Source organism: Bacillus sp. IT-79MI2 (genome assembly GCF_949768135.1).
GTDB lineage: Bacteria > Bacillota > Bacilli > Bacillales > Bacillaceae_G > Bacillus_A > Bacillus_A pseudomycoides.
On record NZ_CATKPV010000035.1, the window covers coordinates 1 to 269 of the forward strand.

3 tRNA genes are annotated in these 269 nt (G+C 50.2%); all 3 read right to left on the bottom strand.

Going from position 1 to position 269, the window contains the following annotated elements:
• Positions 1-13: 13 nt before the first annotated feature.
• Positions 14-89: transfer RNA gene (locus ACM6HU_RS02770), tRNA-Lys, on the bottom strand.
• A gap of 4 nt (positions 90-93) precedes the next feature.
• A tRNA-Gln gene (locus ACM6HU_RS02775) sits at positions 94-168 on the bottom strand.
• Positions 169-180: 12 nt separating this feature from the next.
• A tRNA-Tyr gene (locus ACM6HU_RS02780) sits at positions 181-264 on the bottom strand.
• Positions 265-269: the final 5 nt, after the last annotated feature.

Genomic DNA, 269 nt, shown 5'->3' on the forward strand with positions numbered 1-269 from the left:
TTTTTTAAAAAAATGGTGAGCCATGAAGGACTCGAACCTTCGACCCTCTGATTAAAAGTCAGATGCTCTACCAACTGAGCTAATGGCTCTTAATGGCTGGGCTAGCTGGATTCGAACCAGCGCATGACGGAGTCAAAGTCCGTTGCCTTACCGCTTGGCTATAGCCCATTAATTAAGAAATGGTGGAGGGGGGCAGATTCGAACTGCCGAACCCGAAGGAGCGGATTTACAGTCCGCCGCGTTTAGCCACTTCGCTACCCCTCCGACAT